At 61.9% G+C, this 24,803-nt stretch carries 15 protein-coding genes; 10 read left to right on the top strand and 5 right to left on the bottom strand.

The features are described 5' to 3' along the window. Window positions 1-36: 36 nt before the first annotated feature. Together HAHE_RS09920 and HAHE_RS09915 are read right to left on the bottom strand one after the other, a co-directional pair. Window positions 37-4,209, bottom strand: coding sequence for an Ig-like domain-containing protein (locus tag HAHE_RS09920; RefSeq protein ID WP_338690642.1), 4,173 nt, complete (start codon window positions 4,207-4,209; stop codon window positions 37-39). A gap of 700 nt (window positions 4,210-4,909) precedes the next feature. Continuing rightward, the gene (locus HAHE_RS09915; RefSeq protein ID WP_338690641.1) at window positions 4,910-5,929 is read right to left on the bottom strand and encodes a transposase; all 1,020 of its coding nucleotides are present in this window, start codon (window positions 5,927-5,929) and stop codon (window positions 4,910-4,912) included. Between the two features lie 398 nt (window positions 5,930-6,327). Between HAHE_RS09915 and HAHE_RS09910 the strand changes: the two genes are divergently transcribed. The 3 genes from HAHE_RS09910 to HAHE_RS09900 all read left to right on the top strand — a co-directional run bounded on the left by HAHE_RS09910 (window position 6,328) and on the right by HAHE_RS09900 (window position 13,418). Further along, window positions 6,328-10,431, top strand: coding sequence for a tetratricopeptide repeat protein (locus HAHE_RS09910; protein ID WP_338690639.1), 4,104 nt, complete (start codon window positions 6,328-6,330; stop codon window positions 10,429-10,431). A 192-nt stretch (window positions 10,432-10,623) separates the two neighbouring features. After that, window positions 10,624-12,054 carry a pitrilysin family protein gene (locus tag HAHE_RS09905; protein ID WP_338690637.1) on the top strand — a complete coding sequence of 477 codons (1,431 nt, stop codon included), beginning with the start codon at window positions 10,624-10,626 and terminating at the stop codon, window positions 12,052-12,054. Beyond that, the gene (locus HAHE_RS09900; protein WP_338690635.1) at window positions 12,051-13,418 is read left to right on the top strand and encodes a pitrilysin family protein; all 1,368 of its coding nucleotides are present in this window, start codon (window positions 12,051-12,053) and stop codon (window positions 13,416-13,418) included. Before HAHE_RS09905 ends, HAHE_RS09900 begins: the two co-directional genes overlap by 4 nt. A 4-nt stretch (window positions 13,419-13,422) precedes the next feature. Here the strand turns inward: HAHE_RS09900 and HAHE_RS09895 are convergent, their stop codons facing one another. Both HAHE_RS09895 and HAHE_RS09890 read right to left on the bottom strand, forming a co-directional pair. Next, on the bottom strand, window positions 13,423-13,743 hold the full coding sequence (locus tag HAHE_RS09895; protein ID WP_338690633.1) for an H-type lectin domain-containing protein: 321 nt from the start codon (window positions 13,741-13,743) through the stop codon (window positions 13,423-13,425). A gap of 234 nt (window positions 13,744-13,977) precedes the next feature. Beyond that, on the bottom strand, window positions 13,978-15,312 hold the full coding sequence (locus HAHE_RS09890; RefSeq protein ID WP_338690631.1) for a sulfatase family protein: 1,335 nt from the start codon (window positions 15,310-15,312) through the stop codon (window positions 13,978-13,980). Window positions 15,313-15,528: 216 nt separating this feature from the next. Between HAHE_RS09890 and HAHE_RS09885 the strand changes: the two genes are divergently transcribed. The 6 genes from HAHE_RS09885 to HAHE_RS09860 all read left to right on the top strand — a co-directional run bounded on the left by HAHE_RS09885 (window position 15,529) and on the right by HAHE_RS09860 (window position 21,856). After that, the gene (locus HAHE_RS09885) at window positions 15,529-17,424 is read left to right on the top strand and encodes a DUF7594 domain-containing protein (RefSeq protein ID WP_338690629.1); all 1,896 of its coding nucleotides are present in this window, start codon (window positions 15,529-15,531) and stop codon (window positions 17,422-17,424) included. 158 nt (window positions 17,425-17,582) lie between these two features. Then, entirely contained in the window at window positions 17,583-19,124 is a 1,542-nt protein-coding gene (locus HAHE_RS09880; protein ID WP_338690627.1) for an AMP-binding protein, read from the top strand. Between the two features lie 11 nt (window positions 19,125-19,135). Beyond that, entirely contained in the window at window positions 19,136-19,564 is a 429-nt protein-coding gene (locus HAHE_RS09875; RefSeq protein WP_338690625.1) for a hypothetical protein, read from the top strand. A gap of 141 nt (window positions 19,565-19,705) precedes the next feature. Then, on the top strand, window positions 19,706-20,749 hold the full coding sequence (locus HAHE_RS09870; RefSeq protein ID WP_338690623.1) for an alpha/beta hydrolase: 1,044 nt from the start codon (window positions 19,706-19,708) through the stop codon (window positions 20,747-20,749). Between the two features lie 119 nt (window positions 20,750-20,868). Beyond that, the gene (locus HAHE_RS09865; RefSeq protein ID WP_338690621.1) at window positions 20,869-21,324 is read left to right on the top strand and encodes a hypothetical protein; all 456 of its coding nucleotides are present in this window, start codon (window positions 20,869-20,871) and stop codon (window positions 21,322-21,324) included. Between the two features lie 217 nt (window positions 21,325-21,541). Then, window positions 21,542-21,856, top strand: a complete 315-nt coding sequence (locus tag HAHE_RS09860) for a hypothetical protein (RefSeq protein ID WP_338690619.1) — start codon at window positions 21,542-21,544, stop codon at window positions 21,854-21,856. 19 nt (window positions 21,857-21,875) lie between these two features. On the opposite strand, the gene HAHE_RS09855 is transcribed toward HAHE_RS09860, so the two are convergent. Beyond that, entirely contained in the window at window positions 21,876-22,928 is a 1,053-nt protein-coding gene (locus HAHE_RS09855; RefSeq protein WP_338690618.1) for a hypothetical protein, read from the bottom strand. A 213-nt stretch (window positions 22,929-23,141) separates the two neighbouring features. On the opposite strand from HAHE_RS09855, the gene HAHE_RS09850 reads away from it, so the two are divergent. After that, a complete protein-coding gene (locus tag HAHE_RS09850; protein WP_338690616.1) occupies window positions 23,142-24,767 on the top strand; it encodes a sialidase family protein in 1,626 nt (541 codons plus the stop codon). Window positions 24,768-24,803: the final 36 nt, after the last annotated feature.

Here is a 24,803-nt window from a genome sequence, read left to right as displayed (position 1 = left end):
CGCGGTGCCACCCCCCCACGCCACTGCTCGCGTCTCTTACGGCGCGATGACCCCGGTCCCGGAGGGGCGAAGCGCCAGGGCGCGGTAGGCTTCGAAGTTCAGCAAGGTCACGTCCTCGATCAGGACTTCGGCACTGTCGGCGGTCGCCGTGAATTCTTCGGTGATGCTGTAGATGCCGAGGTCAGTGGTGTTGGCGATCTGGTAAGAGAAGCCTTCAAAGACCGGCCCGATGGTGATCCCGACCGTCCCCGCGAGCTTGTCGACCGAGGAGACGCGGATGCGGAAGACGCTGGCCGCATTGTTCTCAAGGGTGCCGAAAAGGTACTCCTGGGTGGCGGTCGTGCCGTCGCCATCGGGGTCGGTCAGGGCGTCATTCGGATCGTTCGGGTTCAGGCCGTTGTCGATTTCATACTTGTCCGGCAGGCCGTCCCCGTCGGTGTCGGCGCCGGATCCAGTGACGACAATGGTCACCGTGGCGCTGGAGGTGTTGCCGCTGGAATCGGTGATCGTGTAGGAGAAGGTGTCGGTCGCCGACTCGCCGGCATCGAGCGTGTCGAAGGAGGACGGGGGCTCGTAGCTGAAGCTGCCGAGCTGCGCCCCGATCGGATAGGCCACCATGGGTCCGCTACCACCGATGGCCATGTAGTGCACGATCTCGCTGGTGTGGCTGATCTCGGTGTCGTTCATGGTGTCCTCGCCGATGAGGATCTCGCCGGTGGCCCCGGTGACATTCTGTCGGCGCACATGCGACGGATCCGAGCCGTCGAAAGTCGTCATGGAGGCGAAGAGCTCCGGTGCCGTCCCGTTGTCGAAGGTGAAGGAGATCGGGTAGGCGCTGTGGGTCACGGCGTCGGGCGTTGCCATGACATCAAAGGGCTGTCCGTTGAGGAACCCTGATCCGGTCCCGATGGCCACCCAGCCGATCGTCTCGGCCGCGGTGCGCGCCTCGCTGTCACCTTCCCAGTCCTCGAGGGCGACCTCGAACGAGATGCTGCTGAGGGACCTGACGCGGGTATTGAACAACTCCGCGTTTTCCGCAGGGGTTCCGTTGAGCGTCTGGATCGTGTGGAACACCGCGGGAGGTGCGGCATAGCCACCTGCGAAGCTCACCGTAGCCCACGAGCTTCCGCCGGGCCCGTCGTGCTGGATGGCACTGGTGTTGACCAAGCCCGCCTCGAGCGGCGCGCCGTTCGGCAGGACGTAACGCCCCGCCTCGATGACCATCCACGAAACGGTCTCCGCGGCGTGCACCGGGCCGTCGCCATCGTTGGCCACTCCCGTTTCGGGTTGCTCCACAAGCTGGATGTCAAAGGTGCCCGCGGCGGCATTGACATTGGTGACCCGCACCACCGTCGGCTCGGTCTCGTTGCGGCTCGGCGGACCGGCGATGACGACGGGATTCGTCATGCCCGGGATGCCGAAGTTCACCGTCTGCACCGCGTCCGTCACGGAGATCGTCCCGCGGTTCCCGATCACGTCCGGCTGGGTGATGGTCAGCGACCCGAGGGTTCCGCTGGTGTCGACCGCCTGCAGCGACAGGAACTCGCTTGCGTCGATGCTCGCGTCAGCGCCTTCCCCGGTGTCGTCGAGGATGAAGTCACCGGTGGCGATCTCGTCGTTGTCGATCGCATACGTGTTCGGGTAGGCGATCACCCCGTCATCGGTGCCAGCGATCTGGAGGGTGAGGATCCCGTCAGTGGCAGACTCGAGGCCGTGGACGTCCCGGCACTTGTAGGTCACGTAATCGTAGCCCGCTTCGCCGGGGGCGATCGCCTGCTGCGGGGGGCCGGTGAGGTAGGTGAAGGAGCCGTCGGGATTGAGGGTGATGGTCCCTCCGCCAACGGTGGTGATTGCGACGCCGACCTTGCCCGGGTCACCGTCCACCATGCTCACGGTCAGGGTGGCGGTTTCCCCGGTATCGAGGTCGCTGTCGTTGGTCAGCACGTCGCCGCCACCCGGGCTGTCCTCGACCACCGTGACGCTGTCGTCGTTCGCCACCGATTGGTCGTTGGCGCCTCCGACGTTCATCGTAACGGTTCCCGCGGCGGTCTTGCCGATGGCGTCGGTGACCGTGTAGCCGAAGGTGTCGGGCGTCGTGTCGCCGAGGCCGCCGCCCTGCAGGGGCTGCGAAACGGTCGGGTCGTAGGTGAAGGTGCCGTCGGCATTCACCACCACCGCCGCGCCCCCGGCGCTGACGGCATCAAAGGAGGTCACGGTCAGTCCGTCGCCGGTATCATTGGCCAGGAGGTTCGCCCCGGAGCTGAGGTCGGCCTCGCTGGCGGTGCTGTCCTCGCCCACCGCCCCGGAATCGTTTCCAACCACGATCATCTGCACCGTGTTGGCCCCATAGTCGGCGCTGACCGCATTGAGGTCGGGGTCACGCACCGTGAAGCTGAACCCGGATGCCGCGTTCGCCGTCGGGCCGGGCAGCCAGTCCAGCAGGTCGTTGTCGATGTCGTCCTGCGTGAACGTGCTGCCGCTCCCCAACGGCGCGGCGCTGAGACGCAGCGTGCCGTTCACCGGGGATCCGTCGACCGTGTAGGTCAGCTGCGCGGCGCTGTGGTCGCCGTCGATCGTGCGCAAGTCGGCGGCCGTGATCACGAAAGCCGAATCGTTGACCGTGACCGAGCGCGGGTTGTTTTCGAGGACGAAGGGCGTGGTCGGCGGGGCCGACATGCGGACGAGGTTCATCCCCTGGAAGCCAAGGGAGTCGGTGGTGACCTGTGCCCCGCCGCCTCCGCCGCCCACTTGCTCGGTGGTGGCTTCCACCACATCACCCGCCCCGAGGGCCATGATGCCCGCGGTCCAGCCGCCCGACATCCGCGCTTGGTCGGTGTTGTTGTGCTGGTCCCGGTTGTAGGCGCCGCCGTACCCAAAGCCGAGCGGAGCCGCCGCGCCGCCCGAGGGCGTCACCTGCAGGGCGTGCCTCACGATGGACCGCGACCCGCTGCCGGCGGCATCCGCCATTCCATGATGCGCTGACAGGAAGAGGTAGTCGGCCGCCTCCGCCAGGGCGACTTGGCTGGCGCTCGTCCCGGGAGCGAAGACGAAGGAGTCGGTGCTGGTGCCACTGCTTGCCGAGAAATCGAGGGGCGTTGCGGGGGTGACGTTGACCGGCTGCGGCCCTCCTTCGAGCGTGATGTAGTCGCCAAACTTGGGAAGGCGTGCGATGGCCAACGCGGTGCGCTGCGGGTCGAGCCATACCGTGGAACTCGACCCGACGTTGTCGCGCGACACCCGCACCTCCAGCACCGAGTCCGGATCGGTCACCTCGATGAGCACGCCGATCGAGGCCGTTCCGTCGTCGATCAGGCCGCCGAGGGTGTCGGTGGCACCGGAATGCCGCATGTAGGCGGCGGTGGCTCCTCCGGGCACCGGCGCGCCGTTCAGGAATATCTCCTGGGTGAGCACGTTTCGCTCGCTGGAGCCGCCGATCACGTTGAAGCCGGTGTTGGCGAGGACGAGGTAATGCCCGCTGTGCTTGAGGGTGATCTCGCTCGTCCCGGCGCCTGTCCCGTGGGCGAAGCTTGCCCCGTCGACTTCGTCCTCGGTCTCGTAAAGCAGGTTCAGGGGATCGCTGACGCCCGCCGGCATGATCTCGGTGGAGGTCGTCACTCCAAGGCGCAGGAAGTCGGTCCACGCTTCGTCGAGAGCCACGACCTGCAGGTCGGCGCCGAGGCGCGTGATGGCCCGCGGCTCGTTGTCGGTGCGTACCGTCTCGATCTCGATGGAGTCCCCTTGCGCCACCTCGAGGATGGTGCCTCCGCGCGAGTAGAGTTTGTCGTTCGTGGCATCGCGTGCGTATCCGCCCGAGGCGCCGTAGGGTGTTTCGGTGCCGTTGATCCGCAGGAAGCTCTCGATGCCCGCCCGGTCCTCGACGGAGTCGAACTCGATTCCGTAGAGGACGAGGTGGTGGCCGGAAGTGAGGAACAGCTTGGTGTCATCCGGCCCGCCGTCGGCCCCGAGGTCGAAGCTGTCGGCAAGGTCCGGGAGCACCGTCCCTGCGGCATCGAAGTCGTGCACCATCGAGACTCCGAGGTTGCTCACCCCATCGCTACCGAGTGTCGCTCCGGAGCCGATGGTGTGCACCACCCGGTCCCCGGGGGTCGGTGCGCCGGCAAGCTGGGCGTGCAGCGGAGTTGCCAGGACGAGGGCCGTGGCGAGGGCCAACGTGGCCGCCGGGGTGTGCAGGAAGGGTTTCACGATCATGGGTTTGGATGGTGCTGGCTGCACTCGCCCCCTGCCCGGGATGGTCCATCCTGAGGCGGCCTTGGAGCGGGTAAGCACCTGTCGGAAGTTGTGAGATTGGATCAAATGAAACTACAGAGGGAGGGGCAAGCAGGTTCCACGGCGACCCGGTGACAAGGCGAGCCGTGCTTTTACCCTCCCCGCCCGGGGCCTCCCGCCCTCGCCAAGGCTGCCGCGGGCAGGCGTCCAAATCGTCAAAGGAGTCTCGCCAAAAGGGGTCTCGCCAAAAGGGGTCGGTCCTAACTTTCGAACAATCGCTCTAGAGCCGACATCCTCTTCGCCAGCGCCCGGTCCTCCCGCAGCCTTCGGACCGCACGACTCCAGTCGCGCTCCGGAACCCGCGGTTGGGACAAATCGCCCCCGCTCGTACGCCCGCGGAATCCGATCCTGGTGCGCGGACTTCAGTCCGCCCCGGAGCCCAAGTCTTCCACTCCTCACTTCTCGCTCGCCTGCCCTGCCGTCGCCCGACGGGCGACGGCAGGGCACTCCGCCGAAGGCGGTCACTCCCCAGCAACAGACGCGGATCCTCCCTCACCCTCCTCACCGACGCCCTTCACTCAACACAGCTCAACGCCGCATTTCCCGGACCGACCCCTTTTCACAGGCATGGGGTCAGGCATGGGGTCGCGGCATGGGGTCGGGCATGGAGTCAGGCATGGAGTCAGTCCCGTTTTTCAAGCATTTGCTCCAGCTTCCGAAGCCGCCTTCCAAGACCCGCATCCTCTCTCACGCGGCGAACGGCGCGCGTGACATTTCCTTCGCTACCCATCGCCAACCGATCCGCAACCCAACGGTTCCTCACTCCCGTCCGCTTTCGCACCAGCGCGGCGAGCAAGCTCTTCTCGTCCTGCCACTTCCCCCAACCGGCCAACTCGACGGCTCTCCCGGGCAAGCCGAGCTCCTTCAGCCCCCGCTTCAACAACCTTTCCGCCTCCGCCTCATCGTGTGCCTTCGCCGCGCTTCCCCGCAGGCTGCCCTTGCGCCGCTTCGCCGACACCGATCCGTCCAGTGAATCGAGTACCCTTCCGCCGAAATCCTCCTCCCCCAGATACCAGCCACGACGCAAGGCTTTGAGAGAATCGTCGGTCAACGTCCCTTCGCGGTCCTTCGCCCGTTCCTCAAGATAGCCGGCGTAGGCGCGGCGCCCCTGTCCGTCGGCCGATAGCTGGAACGCCCCGATCACCCGCCCAGTTTCAAGCCAGTCCGGAGCCTTGCGCCGTCCGTAGCTGGGAAAACTGCTCCACTCCCACTCCGCCAGCCGTTTGCCGGTCCTGCCGCCCACCCAACCCGAACGCACCGGATTGAGATGGATGTAGTCCGCCACAATCCGGAAGTAGCAGCCATCCGACTCCTCCCCGTTGACCACGACCGCCTTGTATCTCCCCTGGAACACATGCCCTCTGCGCTTCCGGCGCCGGTTCCATGCCTGCGCATACACGCCCATGAACCACTTCATCCCCCCGACCAGGTTCGCCTCCGGCGTCTCGAGCAGCAGGTGGAAATGGTTGCCCATCATCACCCAGGCGTGAACCCGCCACCCGTAGCTCCCGCACACCTCGCCAAGCCGCTCGAGCCAGACCTTCCGATCCACCTCGTTCTCAAACACCTCCCGCCCGCCGTCCCCACGCGCCATCACGTGGTAAACCGCTCCGGGAGCCTCGTAGCGCAACGGCCGGGCCATGCCGCGAAGGGTAACCGACCAGACTCCGCCGTGTAAATGCTTGGACTACGGGACTGACCCCTTTCAGACCCCTTTCAGGTGGTTTGGACCGCTCCCGCCTTCGCGGACAAGTCCGCCTTCGTCCGCAACGACAAGGAACTCGTCCGGGTCGACCTGTCCGAGGACCCGTGAGACGGCGCCCGGCACGACTCACTCTCCCGCTTCCATTCGATCCAACGGCCTGCTAGACCGGGATCATGAAAGCCCCGTTCCACCCACCGATCCAATGACGGCAGCCATCCGAATGCTCGATTTCTAGGACTGACCCCTTTCAGAGGAGACCCCTTTCAGAGGACTGACCCCTTTCAGAGACCCCTTTCACCCCTTTTCACAATCTCCGGGACTAACTCCCATACCAGGTGAAATTACAAAAGCTTTTCCGAAAACCAGCATCAAAGCTCCCGAAGATTGGCGGGACGATTGATGAAATCGGGCACTGCGTGATGCTATTCGCACCTACGTCGAGCTCAGGAATAGCAATTGGTGGAATTGCCCGCATTCTAGGGAAATTAACCACACTTCTCGGTCGCCTAGTTGGTGAAATTTCAAAATCTGATCTCGAGGCATTGGTCCACCTCGAAACACCAGAGAAGCATCGCGCACTAAGACATCTCATCATTCAATATGCCTACCTTGAAACACTTGTTGAGAACCTTGAGAAACTCACCCTGAAGGATCCTGAAACTGAAATCCCCAGCAAATCGTTCAGCCTGATTACCGGCGATCAACCACCTTTTGCGAAAGGCGAGGGCACATTCCTCGACCTCCGCGAAGAGCCCCATCAATTCTCGTTCTACAAAGAGCGTTTAGCTGTGTTACTAACGGCTGTTTGCATCACAGGCACAGACATTACCTCTCTTGCTAACGCCTTCAACGATATTGCAAGATCCAAGGCGATATCGATCATCAAAGAATCGGATCAACTTTCGAGGCTGTTTTTAGCAAACTCAATTGAATTAATCGAAGAAACCGCGATTGCAACGAAGTCGGATACAACTGAAATCCTCAATCTTCTTAAGAACTCGAATCTGACTGGAGCCCTTGAAACCAATTCTGGCCGGTCTGCTGCAAAAAGCCCCAACACCGATAATTCTGCCCCCGAAATCTCTCCGCCTCTTGAAGCAAAGATCGAGCAGCTTCTCAAGTATGCGGTAAAGCTCGACTCCAGTGTGGAGTCTTTGAAATCGGAATCTTCCCAAGATCTTTCGCTCCAAAAACTCGAAGCGTATTTCGAAACAGCGCGCGATGAGTTGCGAAAGGGATCATTAGAAAGGGCAGTTGAAAAGTTTCACGCGATCCTATCGCTTACCTCACCGGATGGTACCGAAGAACAGCGACAACTTCGAGCCCGCTCAATTTCAAATCTTGGGATTGCAGCCCTTCGCGCCAATAACCTAGAAGAAGCAAAATCACGGTTTTTAGAGGCTTACAATCTCCATCCTAAACAGCCAAATATTGCTGCACTCTACGCACTCGCGTTCCATCTCGACGGAGACTCGGAGCGAGCGCTCCAGCACCTTCAGGAACTTATCGATTCAGGAGAAGCTAAAGAAGGCGCTTACGGCCTATACGCTCAGATTCTTGGATACCATAAAAATGAAACTGCAGCGTTAGAGTTTCTAGCTTCCGTTGAATACAAGAACGAGCAGTGGTTTGAAATAAAGTCCAGGATGCTATTTCAGCTCGGTAAGTTCGATGAAGCAATCCGAACTGCGGAAGAGGGTCTGATCGCCTTTCCGGACAGCGTCGATTTGAAATCGTCAAAGGCAGTGGCGCTTGCTGCCCCACTTACGAATGGGCAACTTATTCGAGCGGGACTTCGAACCAAGGAAGAACTGGACGCGCTTAAGGAAGCCGAGAGAATCTTCTCCGGATGTGCAGATGACCTAATCGGCCGAGGTTCGAAAGGTGAGAGCATTGACGTTTTGCTGAACCTCGCCGCGGTTCGATTGGCCCTTGGCGAAGGTGAACCGGCCAAGGAGGCTCTGAATCTTGCGAAGAGTTACCGGCCATCCGATGAGCGAGTGCTTGACCTCCTTGTCGGTGCAAAATGGCTTAGCGGTGACCTGAAGGATGCGTACGTTGAAGCAAGATCATTCTACAATCTCTCGAAATCGACTGACTCAGTACTTAAGCTTGCGGCAATAATGATCGCAACAGATCGAATGCATCAAGCAATTGATCTCATTGATTTACATCTACCGGATGAGCAGAGTGACTCCGCTCGGTTCAGGCTCCTTGGAATGAAGCTGGACGCTTTGGTTGGAAGCCACGATCGGATTGCTGCTGAGAATTACGCCAGCTTTCTAGAAGGGGAGTTCCCAGACTCATCCGAAATCTTGGCCGTTATAGCCTCCTATCACCGCAGGAGGAAGAATTGGGATCGGTGTGAATCGCTCTACCGACGGGCAATATCTCACGCGACTGATCCGACCCAGGCCGACCATTGCAAGGTAGAGTTGTCCAATGCCTATTACCAGCAACGCCGATGGACCGAATCATTGGAGGCATTTCCTGATAGACCAGGATCAGATGAGTTCCGAGTGAACATTCGTGAACGAGCTCATTGCAACATTGAGATCGGAAACCTTGAAGAGGCATTTCGACTTGTGAATCTAGTTTCCAGGGACGAATCGGATGAAGGCATCTTGGAAATCCGATCGTGGATTGAATACAAGCTTTTTCGATTTGATGAGGCACGCGAGAGCCTCCGCTGTTTGAGCGCTTTGGATGCCAATCCAAGATGGTCGATGATGATGGCTGAGGCGTCCAGTAGGGCTGGTGATAGGGAGGCTGCTTACGGAATAATTTGCGACTTGATCGATAGAGATCCCGCCAATGTTGAAGCATTGATCTTGGCCAGCCAGGCTTGCTACCAGATGGCGTTCGATCAGGAGGGTTTTGAATTTGCAATTCGCGCGTTTCGCAGTTCGCCTGATGATCAGCGAGTAAAAGGCCTCGTTAGTCATGCGCTACTCCTCGGCCCTGACGCTGTACAGATCGACGAAGCTGACCTTGATGCAGTCCGCTCATCACTTGTCCAGAATCATGCAATAGAACAATTGGAACTCCCTCGCGGCGATGGTGGGCAACTTGATCTGTCGCCAATTCTTGAAAGAGTGAAGCTCTCTTCGGAACTCCGGCGAAATCAGATCGAAAAATACTTGGCGATTTCTGCCCCGCTTGGGCTGTTTGTGCCCACTGTTTTTCCATGTATTTGGAGTTGTTGGCGAGCAATGACCAGCTCGTCTGAGGGGAAGGTTTTCATGGCTTCTGGGGATGCAGATGCTCAGGCGCAACAGAGGCGATCGGTTGATCAATGCGATCAATTCGTTATCGATTACTCTGCTTTAATGACCCTTGAAGGGCTAGGCTTGCTCGACTTGCTTCTTGATTGCCAGAAGACAGTACTGTTGCCGAGTGACACGATCGACCTCTTCCGGCAGGCTAAAGAAATGACGATTCGTTTGAAGGGATCGAGCGGGATGCTGGCGTATAACGAAGGGCATTTTCGATTCATTTCCGAGCGGCCTGAAGATATTGATTCCGAGGTTTCTCGCATCGAAGGCATTATCGAGTTCCTCGAGGGAAATAGCCTTAAGCCGGTCGGCCTGCGACCCGCAGCGCTCCAAGGATGGCAGGAAAATCCAGATCTGAGGATGTGGCCGCAAGCAGTTTTTCTTCCAGTTGGGGTTTCTTTGTCTGAGAACTCTCCATTGTTTACCGACCAGATGGTCCTCGGGCTGGTTGCAGAAAAGGAAGGAGGGAAGCGTGCCTTCTGCACGCAAGACTTTTTGAGATCATGCTTAGCAAGCGGAAAATTGGATGCCCGGAAATATGAGGACTCAGTGATTTGGCTTATTGAGAAGAACTACGAATTTGTGTCGATAGGAAGTGGCACAGTTTTAAGGGCGTTTGAGCTCGATTCGTTCGGGATCGGCGGAACTGTCACCAAGGTGCTTGCTCGTGCGATGAACGTCAGAAATGAGACGACCGCCCGGATTCTTGGTGAAGCGGCCGCGCGCTTGTGGAAGAATTGTGACATTTCGCCCGAGGCTAGGTCAGAGTTGCTTCTTGAGATTGTACAGTGCATTGGGTTTGTTGCGGGAGATTACCGGCACGGTGTTTCTTTCTTGGGTGGCCTACTCCCGGTCTTGGCCGAAGTTCCGGAGATGGCGATGGGCTTATTGGACACCATCAGAAATAAGGTACCAGATAACCCTGAGTTTCAGGCGTTCATGGTCCTACTTGGTTCGATCGCGGCAAGGACCCCTCGGCAGGCAGTTGCTCGCCAAAGGAATCTTTGGCTTCCAGCCTTGCCGCAGTGGGATCGCCAGAATCGGATTCAAAAGCTTGTTGCGCCGCAACTGATCTCACTTCTAAAGGAGCGCGCGAAACCGCCCGAATCCGCTCCGTTGCGGCGGAGAGAAGCGCGGCGACACAAAAGAAGACGCGGACGTTGATTGGGTTCGGTCCCGAAAAGTGGATGTTTAACCCACCTGCGACGGAGATCCGAAATCCAACGAGGCGGAGGGTTGGGTCGGTGAAAGATAACCTGTGTTACGGAAGGATCGGTCGATGGTTGGATCTTTTGCGGCCGGCATCTTCGGACTGGCAATGGACGGGAAAGAGCGGTTCCCATTTCCAACAAGCCAATGAACCTGCGTCGCGAGAATCCCTGCCGATTTAAGGCCAACCCGACCGGGGCGCAGGCCGTGCTCAGGATGCTCGGGGTGAGCCTGGTGCTCCTCTTCGCCCGGGCGGAGGGGGCGGATCCGGCGGCGCCCGGGGGCGGGATCGATCTGCCGACGCATCGTGCGGAGCTTGCGAATGGGCTGGTGGTGGTGCTCGCGCCGGACCCCGCGGTCCCCTTGGTGGCCGTCCGCTTGTTTTACAAGGTCGGGTCCCGCAACGAGCACGAGGGAATCACCGGGGTCGCCCATTTGTTCGAGCACATGATGTTCAATGGCACGGAACACTACGGTCCCGGGATGTTCGATCGGGTCCTGGAAGAGGCCGGGGGTGGAGGCAACGCGTTCACGTCCACGGACCTCACCTGCTACACGACGACAGTTCCGAAGAACTCGCTGGAAACCATCCTCCGTCTCGAGGCGGACCGGATGACCGGACTCCAGCTTCAGGAGAAGATCCTGAACAACGAACGCGAGGTGGTGCTGGAGGAGATGAGGCAGTCGCAGGAGGACTCCGCGGTCGAGTCGGCGAGGGTGGTGTTCATGGCGTCGCTGTTCCAGGCCCATCCCTACCGCTGGCCGGTGCTCGGTTGGCGCTCGGATGTGGAGGGGATCGACGCGGATGCCTGCCGGGATTTCTACCGGACCTACTACGCGCCGAACAATGCGGTGCTGGCGCTCTCGGGCGATCTCGACGTCGACGCGACGCTAAAGCTCATCGAGGACAAGTTCGGGAAGATCCCCCGCGGGCCGAAGGTGCCGGGGGTGAGGACCGCGGAGCCCGAGCGGGAATTCACGTCGCGATCGACGGTCACGCGACGCGCCCCGAACCCGGTGCTGTTCGTCGGATTCCAAGGACCGGCGGCCAAGGACGAGGACCACGCCGTCCTCGACCTCGCCGATGAGATCCTCGCGGCAGGGCCGACGGCGCGCTTGTATCGCCGGCTGGTCCTGGAGGAGAAACTCGCCACCGATGTCGGGCTGTACCTCGGACTGACGGTCGATCCCGGGCCGATGTATTTCGAAGTGTCGCTGCATCCGGGGGGCGATCCGAAACCGGTCGAAGCCATCATTTCCGAAGAACTCGAGCGTCTGGCCAAGGAGCCCGTGCCGGCGGAGGAACTCGAGCGGGCGATCACCAGCCGGACCGCCGACCTCGTCCGGCAGAGCCTCGAGTCACCCCTGGCGCGGGCCGAGGCGATCGGCGAGTCCGAGGTGCTCGCGGGCGACCACCGCCGGGTGATGAAGCTCCCTGCGATCTGGCGGAAGGTGGACCCCGTGCGACTCCAGCAGGTCGCCGCCAAGTACTTCCGGCCCGAGGTCGCCGTCGTCACCGTGCTTTCGCCCACCCCTGAGGACGGCGAGGCCGAAGAGGGAGAGGAGGGGTCCCGATGAAACGGCTTCGAGGCCTCGTCGCGGGGGTTCTTGCCCTGCTGCCGATGCTGCCCAGCCTTGGCGAGGTCGCGACGCCGTCGGTGGGTCGCAGCGTCGAGAAGCTCGGCAATGGATTGACCGTGGTCACGATCCCGCGCGACCAACTTCCGCTCACCACCTTCGCGTTGTTTCTGGGGAGGGGAAGTGCCGGCGATCCGGCCGCCCACCCGGGCTTGGCGGAGTTCGCGCTGTCGCTCGCATGGATGGGTCACGGGAGTCTCGATGAGCATGACGTGCTGCGCGCGATCGGCGAGGTCGGAGGCGATCTCCACACCTCCGTGGCGACCGAGTATTCGACGGTGAGCTTGTCCAGCTTTGCCAGCAAGGCGCCCGAGGCGCTGGATCTCATGATCGGGGCGCTGACGAAATCGACGTACGAACGGGAAGTGATCGCTCGCGAATTGAAGAATCGCGAGGCGGACATCGCGTGGGAGAAGGACGATCCCGGGTCGCTGGCTCGCGATGCGTTCGTGCGGGCGGTGCTGGGCGAGCACCCCTACGGCCGGGCGATGCGCCGCGGGAAGCCGGAGGATCTCGCCGGCATCGGCCGGGACGAGCTCAGTTCCGCCGTGGCCGCGCTGCTGCGGCCGGAGGAGGCCGTGCTTTTCATCGTGGGCCCGAAGGATGAGCGTCTGCTGGAACAGGTCCGGGCGAAGTTCGGGGCCTGGAGCGCGTCGCCCGATGCGACCCCGGCGATCGAGGATCCGGTTTACCGCAAGCCGCTTTCCTTTGAGAAGGTCGAGCGTCCCGAGATGGACCAGATCCGTCTCCAGTTCGGCGCGATGGGTCCCGCGGCCGGCGTGTCCGATCGCGCGGCGCATCTGGTGTTTGCGCAGATGATGGCGTCCGGTTTCACGAGTGTACTCACCGACGAACTTCGGGTGAACCGGGGTCTCGTGTATGGGATCTCGTTCGAGCAGGCTTGGCTGGATCACCCGTCTCCCTTTTCGCTTGCGACCTCCACCCGCGCCGAGAAGGCGGAGGAAGTGCTGCAGGTGTGTTTCGACAAGCTGCGCGAGGTGCGGGCCGGCAAGGTCGATGACGAGCGTCTCACGGCGGCCCGCAACACCCTGCAGGTGGGGATCGCGGAGGCGACCGCCACGGGGTTCGGCTTGGCCGAGGCCGAGTATCTCGGATACCGACGAAGCGGGGATTTCGATGCGTGGCGGAAGCTGCTCGAAGAGATCCGCGGGGTGTCGGCGGAGTCGGTGGTGGCCGCGGCGCAGCACTACGATCCCGCCGGCTTCAAGGTCATCCTGGTGGGAGAGAAGCCGAAGATTGAGGCATTCGACGCGGCCGGGCTGGAGAAGTCCTTGCGGCGGTAGCCGTTTATGGCCCGATCGCCAGCCAGGAAACCTCGACCCCGTAGAGCCGGGTGACCGACCAGGTGGAGACTTCCACCCGAAACCCGGATGCGGTGATCTCCACCGGCCGGATCGAAATCCGCGTGCTGTCCCGCTGGTCGCTATCGAAGCCGGTGAGCCCGAGGTGGACGACCGGCGGCGCGGAGAACGCCGTGGCGAAGGCGACATCGATCCAGTACGAGCGCGGGGAGTCCGGCTCGTCCGGGGGCTCCGCGAGGTTCCAGTCGTCACTCGTCACATCGGCGGCGACATGGGCGGAGAGGATGTTCCAGGGCGTGAGGTTCATGTGGGTCCCGTCGCCAAAGCAGCATCCGGGCCGGTTCGCCCATCTGCCGGGGCCATCCCTTCCCCGTTGAGACACGATCCCGTCACAAAGCAGACAGCCTCCGAGCAGGTAAAGGAGTCGGTCCCGAGATCTGAACGGTTGCGTGCGGACTCCCTGTCTCTTCTGTCTCCAATCCCCATCATCAAAGGGGTCAGTCCGAGAAAGCCAACCTTTCGTGCCCTTCTGACTGGAGGCCTAGTCGGCATTTCCGTCACCGATCAACCATCCGAAGCCATCCGGCGGCTTCGACCATTGGCTCTTGTAGGCGGGGATGGTGTCGAGCGAAGGCAGTGTGGCCACGAAGGCTTCGTGCTTGGCCTTGAGTTGCTTGAGGACCTCGGGATGCTTGGCCGCGAGGTCATTCTCCTCGCGGGGGTCCGCATGGAGATCGTAAAGCTTCCACGCCTTGTCCCTCTTGTCCCAATGCAGGCGCCATTGCTTCCAGCGCACCGCCGAGAGATGGCGATGGGGGCTGTCCTTGGGGTCGGCATTGTACCAATAGACATACTCGTGAACGTCGCCCTGCCGCTTGCCCGTGAGATAGGGAATGAGGTTCTTGCCGTCGCATTTCTCCGGCGCCTGCTTGCCGGCCACGGAAGCCGCGGTTGTGTAGTAATCGAGGGTGCAGGTGAGGCCTCCGAACTTCTGGCCGGCAGGAATGGTTCCCGGCCACCAGGCGACCGCGGGGGTGTGGACCCAACCCTCCTTGGAGGTGCCGGCGTGTTTGCCGCCGGTGTACGGCGCGGATGAGCCACCGCTTCCCGCCCCGTTGTCTCCGGTCAGCAGGATGAGGGTGTTCTTCTCAAGGTCGTGTTTCCTGAGCACCGCAAGCAGCTTGCCGATCTGGTCATCCACTGCGGCCACGGCTCCACCATAGGCCTTGTTGCCACTCTTGATGCGATTCTGGTAGCGCTTCGGCGTCCCTTTGAGCGGGGAGTGGATGGCGAGCGGCGAGAAGTAGAGAAAGAAGGGCTTGTCCTTGTTGCGCTCGACGAACTCCACCATGTGGTCACCGTCCATCTCGGTCCGATACAGTTTGCTGCCGTCGGGCTTCTCCACGAAGTATCCCTGAGCCGCGTTGCCCCATCTGGCGACTTCCATGAAACCGCGCTGATGTGGCCCCTGCCCCGGCCCGCCGAGATCCCACTTGCCGATTTGACCGGTCACGTATCCGGCATCGCGCATGAACTCGGCAAGGGTCGGGTGGTCATCGGGAATCGGCAGGCCGCGCGCCATGCCGAACTTGTGGAAGCGCTGGGCATACATGCCGGTCATGAGGCACGACCGGCTGGGCGAGCAGGGCGGATTGGTGACGTAGCTCATGGTGAGGATGGCTCCCTCTCCGGCCAGCGAGTCCATGTGCGGCGTGGGCGTGAACGTGTTGCCAAAGCAGGCAAGGTCCCCGTAGCCGAGATCATCGATGAAGAGGATGATGACGTTGGGTTTCCTGCTCTCGGCGGATGCGGATGTGGCAAATGAGGCAAGCACCGCAAGGGCGCAGAGCACGGCAGAGATGGTGGGGTGGTTCATGGTGACAAGTGGCGTCGATGGGATCAGACCTCGCATGTTAACACTTCCGTGAAAGGGGTCAGTCCTTTCCTAGTCAAAGGCGTGAATCCCAACAACCAGACATTTACCCACTGCTCCACCGAGGCGGTGGCTGGTGCCGTTGACTTCCCTCGGTCACTCGGACTTCACGGTTTTCCGCCGTTGAACCGCTTCGAACCATCCTGCCAGTATGCGCTCATGATCCCCGACGTCTACCGGCTCGCAGCCATCACGCTGGTTGCAGGCCTCACCCTCTTGGCGCCCGCCGCAGCAGGTGCCGAGCCGGAGTATTCCAAGCTCTGGGGCAAGGACGGCGAACTGTGGAAGCCGGACGGCACCCACACCAAGTTGTTGGATTTCACCGATGTCGGCTACATGCAGGGCGACGTCAGGATCCCCGATTGGCCGGTGGGAGTGGACATCCGGGATTTCGGCGCGGTGGGAGACGGGGAGCATGACGACACCCAGGCCTTCGTCGATGCCATCGACGCGTGCCCGCCGAAGACGGCGGTGTTCATCCCCGAGGGCCGCTACATGATCACCCGGCAGATCGTCATCGAGAAGGACCACATCGTCCTGCGCGGCGAGGACATGTATGGATCGGTCCTGTGGTTCCCGAAGTATCTCACCGAAATCTACAAGTTCGAGGAGGGCTACCTGCCGGAGAAACTGATGGCCGTGGCTTATGACGAGAACGGGAAGTCCTACCTCGGTCGCTCGCTCTACGAGGAGTTCCCCGCGCACGACAAGGACGGCACGCCCGTGAAACTGCCGAAGCCGCTGACGAGGCTGGCTCGCGGCGGTCATCCGAAGAACAGCGGCTTCATCCGGATGCAGGGTGGAACCCACAAATGCATCGAGAACCTGTCGTTCGAATTCAGGGATCAGAAGAAGGGCGACCACTGGGAGTTCGTCGGCGCGGACCCGGTCAAGTATTTCGGCGTCACCGACGCTTGGATCCGCAACGTCCATGTCAGGAACGCCGACCACGGCATCACGATCAACAAGGGACGGCAGATCTCCATCATCAACATCTTCCTCGATTCCTATCCCCTGCGAGGCGGCGGAGGTGGAGCGATCGGGCATATGGGCATCAATCTATCCGACACGAACCACTGCCTGATTCACAACGTCGAAACGACCGGCCTGTGGATCCATGACATGGTCAGCACCGGCGGGATGAAGAAGGTCGTCTGGTCACGCATCTCCGGATACGACCTCAAGCTCGACCATCACAGCATGGGTGGAATGCACGACCTCTACACCGAGATCGATCATGGCAAGGGCTCGCGTCCATTCAGTTCCTCCAAGCTGGAAACCTACTGGGGCCTGAGCTCACGCAGGCCGATCCCCTACGCCCGGGTGAAAGGCCCGGAGAAGGATCCGAAGCGGAATGTCGTCGTCGGCATGCGAACCGATGACCCCTCCGAAACCGGGGAGGAGCACTTGTGGGAAACCCTCGACCCGGCGAAGCTCCATCCGAGAAACATCTACATCGCCCAGCTGCAGAAGAAGGGGAAGCCGCTCCCCGACTATCCGATGCCAGAAAGACCGTACGCCTCCGGTGAGCCGCGGGTGTTCTTTCCCGTGGACGACGCCGACGTGACCCAGGGATCGGACAGGAATTCGGGAGGCAGCCGCCAGCTTGCCATCTCTTCATCCAAGGGGGAGCATAAGAGCTCGGCTTACGTGAAGTTCGACCTGAAAGCCTGCGGGATCGAGCGAGCCGAGCGGGCGGTGCTCAAGATCTTCGGCGGGAAACCGCCCCATCAGAAAGGCAAGTCACCCGCAAAGGGTCAGCCCATGCGACTCCACGCCCATGCGGTGGACGACGACTCTTGGAACGAATACGCGATCCACGCCAACAACGCGCCCGCATCCGAAGCGGCATTGGCCAAGTGCGCCCTGGGTTTCGGCGAATGGCATGAGCTCGACATCACCGACTTCGTCAACCGGCAGCTTGCGGGCGACGATGTCATTTCCCTGCGTCTCACCGGCGATCCCGAAGTCGACGGGAAAGCGGCCTTCAACAGTTCCGATTCCGGCGACCCTCCCCACCTGGTCATCACGCCCGAGGTGAGGGACGTTGATTAAGCGGGGACTTGTTGGAGGGGGGATCGGTGGTTCCATGATCTGATCCGTCAACAGAGCTCCTCCCCTATCCCCTGGCTCAATCATCGACCCAAACGATGCTTGGGCTCGGGGTTTCGATTTCCCAGCCGACGTCTTTCTAGCCTAGGGTGACCTTCATCATGAATGAGCCCACCCTTCAGGAGGCCTTGATCCGGACTTGCCGCCGGCAGAGCGATCAACGGGCGTTCGCCGACTCGAGCGGAGCGGAGGTGACGTTCGGCGCGGCCTTGGCGAAGGCGATATTCCTGACCGGGAGGCTGGCGCCCGTCTGGAGCGGGCAGGACAAGGTGGGGATCCTCGTCCCGCCATCGGTCGGCGGCGCGTTGGTCAACTGGGCGGCCCTGCTGATGGGGAAGGTCCCGGTTAATCTCAACTACACGCTTTCGCCCGAGGGCATCGCCTCCTGCATCGAACAGTGTGGCATCACCGATGTCGTTGTTTCCGGCAAGCTCATGGACCGGCTCAAGCTCGAGCTTCCCGTCCGGGTGCACCGGCTCGAGGAGCTGGTCGCCGGACCGCGGCTTGGGGAAAAGCTGCGGGCGGGATTGCTGGCGAAGCTCACATCAGTGAGTGGACTGCTCGGGCGGCTGGGAGGAGCCGAAGCGGGGCCGGACGATCTCGCGACGGTCATCTTCAGCAGCGGAAGCACAGGACAACCGAAGGGCGTCATGCTCACCCACGCCAACGTCATCACCAACGTCGAGCAGGTCGGCGAAGTCTATTCCTTCGTCCCGTCCGACCGGATGCTCGGCGTGCTGCCCTTCTTCCACTCTTTCGGCTTCATGGCGACGATCGCCGGTCCGGCGGTGGCCGGCTTTGCCTGCGCCTATCATTTCAACCCGATGGAATCGAAGGTCATCGGCCCGCTCGCGGCGAAGCATGGCGTGACCATCATGATCGCCACGCCGACCTTCCTGCAGTTCTACCTGCGGGGTCTCGAGCCCGTGCAACTCGCCAAACTGCGATTGGTGGTCGTGGGTGCGGAGAAGCTTCCGGTGCGGGTGGCCGACGCCTTCGAGAAGAAGTTCGGCGTCCGCCCCTTCGAGGCTTACGGCTGCACCGAATGCTCGCCGGGCGTCGCGCTCAACGGCCCCGGCGCCAGCCGCGAGGGATCGATCGGACGGGTGATCCGCGACATCGAGGCGAGGATCGTGAATCCGGCGAACGGCGAGGACCTGCCCGACGGCGAGGCCGGCCTGCTGACGGTTCGCGGCCCGAACGTGATGCGCGGCTACCTCGGCATGCAGGAGAAGACGGACGAGGTGCTCAAGGACGGCTGGTACGACACCGGCGACATCGTGCGCCGCGACGAAGACGGCTTCCTGTGGATCGAGGGCCGGCTGAGCCGCTTCAGCAAGATCGGCGGCGAGATGGTGCCCCACGGCAACGTCGAGGAAACCCTCAACGATCTTGCCGGCGGCGGTGACCGCGTTTTTCTCGTGGTCGGCGCTCCCGACGACCAGAAGGGCGAGCGTCTGGTGGTCCTGCACACCGCAAGTGATGACCTGCTCAGGGAGGTGCTGGAAAAGCTAGCGGACTCTCCCCTTCCCAATCTCTGGAAGCCGAAGGCGGGGAACTTCGTCCGGGTCGACGAGATCCCGCTCCTCGGCTCCGGAAAGGTCGACCTCAAGGCGGCGCAGGCGATGGTCGGGGCGGCCTAGCAGACACTTTGATGACCCGTATGGCTCTGGGGAAAATCTTGAAGGCGAAGTGGCAGTTCATCGCCGCGAGCATCCTCGCTCTCGCCGGTGCCTTGTTCGGTGGAATCTTCGGCGGCTTGGTCGGGGCATTTGCCGGAGATTCATGGTGGAGCAGTGATCTCGCCATGAGCGCGTTCCAAACCACCCTTGTCGTCGGCGGAGCATGCTTGGGCGCGGTCCCGGGAGCCGTATGGCTGCTTTGCCTGCGCCAGAAATGGGTGCTTCCCATCCTCTCGGCTGGCGGCTGCGCCGCGCTCTTCCCTGCGTACGAAGCGATGAAGCTCCGTAACGAATCCCTCGCCTCCCTTTACGCTGGAACCGTCCTGCTCGGGTTCATTGCGGGCATCTTGATTTGGGCTCGAAGCAAGAAGGCCGATCGCCTCAACAAGGCCGGTCTGTGAGTCGCGGCGCCGAAGGGGTCGTTACTGGGGACCGAAGCTTCAGGTGCCTGGTGTGATCCGGCCCGGCATGACGAAGCTCCATCGAAAGGCCAACCGAAACGCCACCGTTTCAAGCTCCTACGCCCTTCGCGTGCCACCCCCATGAAACCCATATTCCCTCTCCACCGTCTCGTCCTTTCCTTGCTCACCTGCTTCGCGACTCTCGCAAACTCCGGCCACGCCGCGGAGCCGGGCACCGAGGGCAATGGCGACCATCTGATCGGACCGAAGTACACCATCGATCCCGACCTGACGAACCGGGGTAAGCCCAAGGGCAAGTCCTTCGAGTTCCATATGCCTTTGGCAGACAGCCGGATTTTCCGCGGCGACGACAAGACGCTCGATCCCGCAAAGAAGGTCCGCACCAAGCGCCGAATCGTCGTTTACGTCCCCGCCGCGTACGTCGATGGCACCGAGGCTCCCATCCTCGTCATGCACGACGGCCCCAACCGCCTCGACCTCGTGCGCCACGCCGTCGATAACCTGACCGTCTCCAAGGATCCGAAGCGCCGACTTCCGGCGTTCATCACCATCGCGGTGGAAAATGGCGGCGACGACAGCAAGGGCAGCCAGCGCGGGCTGGAATACGACACGATGTCCGACCGGCTCGCGCGCTTCATCGCGGAAGAGGTCCTCCCCGCCGTCCTCGCCAACAAGGAGATCCGCGCCGCCTACCCGAAGCTTGCCTTCACTTCCGATCCGTGGGGCCGCGCGGTGATGGGCTGCAGCTCGGGCGGTGCCGCCGCGCTCACCATGGGCTGGTTCCGGCCCGACCTGTTCCGCCGGATCATCACCTACTCCGGCACCTTCGTTGACCAGCAGGACGACGATGCTCCGGAGGAAAAGGACTACCCGTTCGGAGCTTGGGAATACCACTCCGGCATGAAGCTGATCGAGCAGTCGGCCAAGAAACCGCTGCGGATTTTCACCCACGTCTCCGAGCACGACAACGGCGCCGACCGCACGGAGTCGAGCCATCACAACTGGGTCATGGCCAACGAACGCACCGCCGCCGCCCTGAAGAAGAAGGGCTACGACTACCGCTTTGTCTTCAGCCGGGGCAGCGGCCATTGCGACCGCAAGGTCTTCGAAGCGACCTTAGCCGACACTCTTGTCTGGATGTGGCGCGGCTACCGGGCAGAGTAGCGGCTTGCGCCGGATCGGTCGGGAGTGAAGCCCTTCGGAATTCATGAGACTTTCACACAGGTGCCGAAGGCGATTCATTCGCCGGCAGCCACCGTCCCGCCATGCCCACTCCTCCTCCGATGCCCCGCAGCGCCCGGTCCGGGTGCCTCAAGGCCGCTCTTATCACGTTCGGGATCCTCGCTGCGGTGGCTCTCGTTGTCGGCCTCCTGCTCTACCGGACGCTCACCAACTTTGATTCCCGCCGCGAGATGATGGCCCTGCGCTCCGGGCTCGAGGTGACGGACGAGCACCTCCGTTATTCTCCCGGGATGGACGGGATCATGTGGTCGCGGTTCACCGTCGAGGCAAAGGGGATCGATGAGGTATTCGACACCTCTCAGGTGGACGTGTCCGAGTTCGACCAGCCTGGATATCAGCTCGAAATGAACCGGATCAACGACCGGTGGTGGGACGTGAAGGGGAGGAAACTTACCGGAGGAAGTATCGAGGTGCGGAACGATGAGTTCATGCACGTCGGCTACGTCGACAACGGCGACGGCACCCTGACCGTTTACATCTACTGGTTCGAGGTTTGACCGGGGAAAACCTGGGGGTTGAAGGCCATCCGGGCAGTGTCAGACAGAACGAGGGAAGGGCCCGCGGAAAGCAGCCGAAGAAGTTGGAAGCTGAGGTTGAGGTGGTTTACACTGCGGAGCCCGACTTCCCCTTCGCGGGTGCTGTCCGGCAGCAGGGAAATGGAGCCCCAGGAGAGTTGCCATGGCCAACAGCGACCCAACGATCTCGAGAGGCCGGATGGCTTTTCTGCTGAGCGTTACTGTCGGCGCGGCGGCCGGGTTCGTGCTCGGCTTGGTGGGCGAGCCCGCCCTCGACGCATCCGATATTTTTGGAGGTCATGTTGACGCTCTGGGCTTGATCTATCTGCTCTTTTGCATCCCCGCCCTGATGCTCCTGCCTTGGCAAATCCATGACATCCCCGTCCTGCGCGGGGTGCTCGCCGGGATGTTCTGGGCGCTGCTTGGCTTCGGTGTCTGGTGGTTGTTCCAACTGTGGAAAGCGAGAAAGCGGCGGATGCGTGCGTCACATGATTCGGGTGCCGGCAAGGGCTGAGGCCGAGCGGTTTGCCCCGCTAGGACTCCATCTCCATACCCAGCATTGCAGCGGCGTCGTAGAGGAACTCCATCTGGGCCATCGACTCGATCTTGGTCGGGACATCCAGTTCCATTCGCGCGATCGCTTCGTCCACCGGGACGCCGTCGGCGAGCAGGGCCACGCCGAGGATGGTGCCGCTGGCGGCATGGTCGTTGGAGCACACCGCCACCGCCCCCTGTGTCCCACGACACAGCTCGGCGACTGCGAGGATCTGCGGCTCGTCGGCGGCTTCCCATTGATCCCGATCCGGCTCCGGAAGCTCGAGGACACGGATTCCCGCCGTATCGCATGCTTGGGCGTCGACCGGCGCACCAAGGGTGACGATGGCCCGGATGCCTGCTGCTGACAGAGACTCGATCTCCGACGCATTTGGAACCGGCATGCCTGCCAGCCGGCCTTCCTGGATCCACCACAATTCGGGCTGCCCGCCCACCGGCGGTGACGACGGCCCGGATGGAAGGTCGGCCGCCGTCAGCACTCCGGGTCCGGGTGACCTCGGTGAGACGAAGGTGGCGGACCCTTTGCCTTTGGAGTGGTAGTCCACGCTGAAGATCCGATCCGGCAATTCGAGGTCCAGCCGATACTCGAAGTCAAAGCTCACCGAGCCCTTCGCCTGGTTGAAGATGAGCCGCAGCGGCATCATGAACGGAGCGAGGCCGACCTTCTTCTCCTGAACGTAGGCCTCGACCTTCTCCCGCGACCATGATTCGAACCCGGGAATTTGGCCGAACCCTTCCGCCGGCATCCGCTCGTAGAAGGAGTTCGGCTTCATCGTGTCCCAGTAGCTCATGAATCCGTAGCTGAGGAACTCGCTCAGCCGCTTCGCGCTCCCTCCGTGAATTTCGATCCATTCCTCGTTCGGCTTCTGCCAGCGACCGCAGACCACGATGACGTCGATCTCCCGGTGTTCCTCCGCTGGGAAGACGGATCCGAAGGGTGCCATACTGCGGGTATTGACCCGGGTCACGAGGCAGCGCTTGAAGCCGGCGTAGTCGGTTCGGGGTTCAAGATCAGAGAGGCGGAAAAACATCACTCCATCCAACTTCGCTCAGGGGTATTGTAAAGCTCGTCGAGCAGACAGAAGCCGGCGCACTGACTACAACACTCCTGCGCCGCCAGCCTTTCCCGGTAACACACCCGACGACTGGTTTCCTCCACCAACCTGTCGGCCGGGTTTGATCCGATAGCATTCCCCGCTTGTTGTTCCCTGACGGTCCCCAAACCTCCGACTCCAACCCTTCTCATGAATCCGCTCACCCGACTTGCAGGAATCCTCATCGCCTCCGGCGCATCCGCGATCCACGCCGAGGACGTCGATGCCCTTTACGGGACCTCGTTTGAAAACGCGCCGGCAGGCATCATCGAAACCTGGAACGACGGTGACAGCCGGTGGCAGTCAAAGGGCAAAAGCGAGATCACCACCAAGTTCGCCCACACGGGCAAGCAGTGCCTCCACATCTTCGGCGGCACCGACAACACCCTTGAACTCACGCTTGCAGGCGAGCTTCAGAACAGCCGCGGCCTGAGCTTCCAGGCGGAGCGCTGGACCGGTCGGGATCCCTTCACTTTCCGGATACTCGCCCAGATCAATGGCAACTGGCAGGAAGTCTCGAACCTCGATGAGCTGGTCGCCGTCGGACGCGGATTCAAGTCCGACATCGTGATCAAGCTGCCCCACGAGATCATCGGTGCGTTGCGCTTCGTCTGCTCGGCCCCCGAGAACGCCGGCATTCTCATCGACGACCTGAAACTCCTCAAAGGTGAACCCGAGAACGTGACCAAGCTTCCCGAGGTCTGCCGCGATCCCATCCGCAAGCTACTCGAAAAGAAGGACATCTTCGTATCCGGCACCGAAGACACCCACACCTTCCGCATTCCCGCCATCGTCACCGCCACCAACGGCGACCTCATCGCCAGCTGCGACGCCCGCCGCAACAGCGCGGGCGACCTGATCTGGGTCCGCGACATCGACATCGTGGTCAAGCGGAGCTCGGACAACGGCAAGACCTGGGGACCGATGGAGACGGTCATCGACTACGGCGACAAGTCGGTCGGCAAGCCGGCGTCCGATCCTTCGTTCGTCGTCGATCGCGAGACCGGCGACATCTTCTGCTTCTACAACTTCATGGACCAGGTGAAGGCGCCGAAGGAATTCCGCCTGCACATGCAGAAGTCCGGCGACCATGGGAAAACGTGGAGCGAACCGGTCGACCTCACCGACGACATCGCCAAGCCCGAGTGGAAGATGGATTTCAAGTTCATCACCTCGGGCCGCGGCATCCAGCGGCGAAACGGACAGCTGCTCCACACGCTGGTCAATCTGAAGCGGGGCCTGCACCTCTTCGGCAGCAGTGACCACGGCAAAACGTGGTCGTTCATCGACACGCCGGTCACGCCCGCCAACGAGTCGAAGGTGATCGAACTCGCGGACGAGAGCCTGATGATCAACTCGCGCCTCAACGGCAAGGGCTTCCGCGGAGTCCACCGCTCGGCAGACAACGGCAAGAGCTGGTCGTTCGAGGTCGACGAAACGCAGGTGGACCCCGGCTGCAACGGCAGCATCCTTCGCTATACCTCGATCGAGGGCGGCTACGAGAAGAACCGACTGCTGCTGTGTCACGCGAACTCGCCACGCGGGCGCAAGAATCTGGTCGTCAAGATCAGCTACGACGAAGGCATAACCTGGAGCGCCGGCAAGGTGATCGACCCGGGTCCGGCCGCCTACTCGAGCCTGACGATTTGCAAAGACGGCACCATCGGCGTGCTCTACGAACCCGGCTATCAGGCGATCCGCTTCGCGCGCTTCACGCTGGAGGATCTGACCGACGGCGAAGACAGCCTGGCCATCCCCTACACGCCGGTGAACTGACTCGAGGACGCCGGCCGGCATCCTTTGAGGCGGTAT

This window comes from Haloferula helveola (genome assembly GCF_037076345.1).
Taxonomy (GTDB): Bacteria; Verrucomicrobiota; Verrucomicrobiia; order Verrucomicrobiales; family Akkermansiaceae; genus Haloferula; species Haloferula helveola.
The sequence above is the reverse complement of the archived record's forward strand: the minus strand, read 5'-3'. Positions and strand labels throughout refer to the sequence as shown.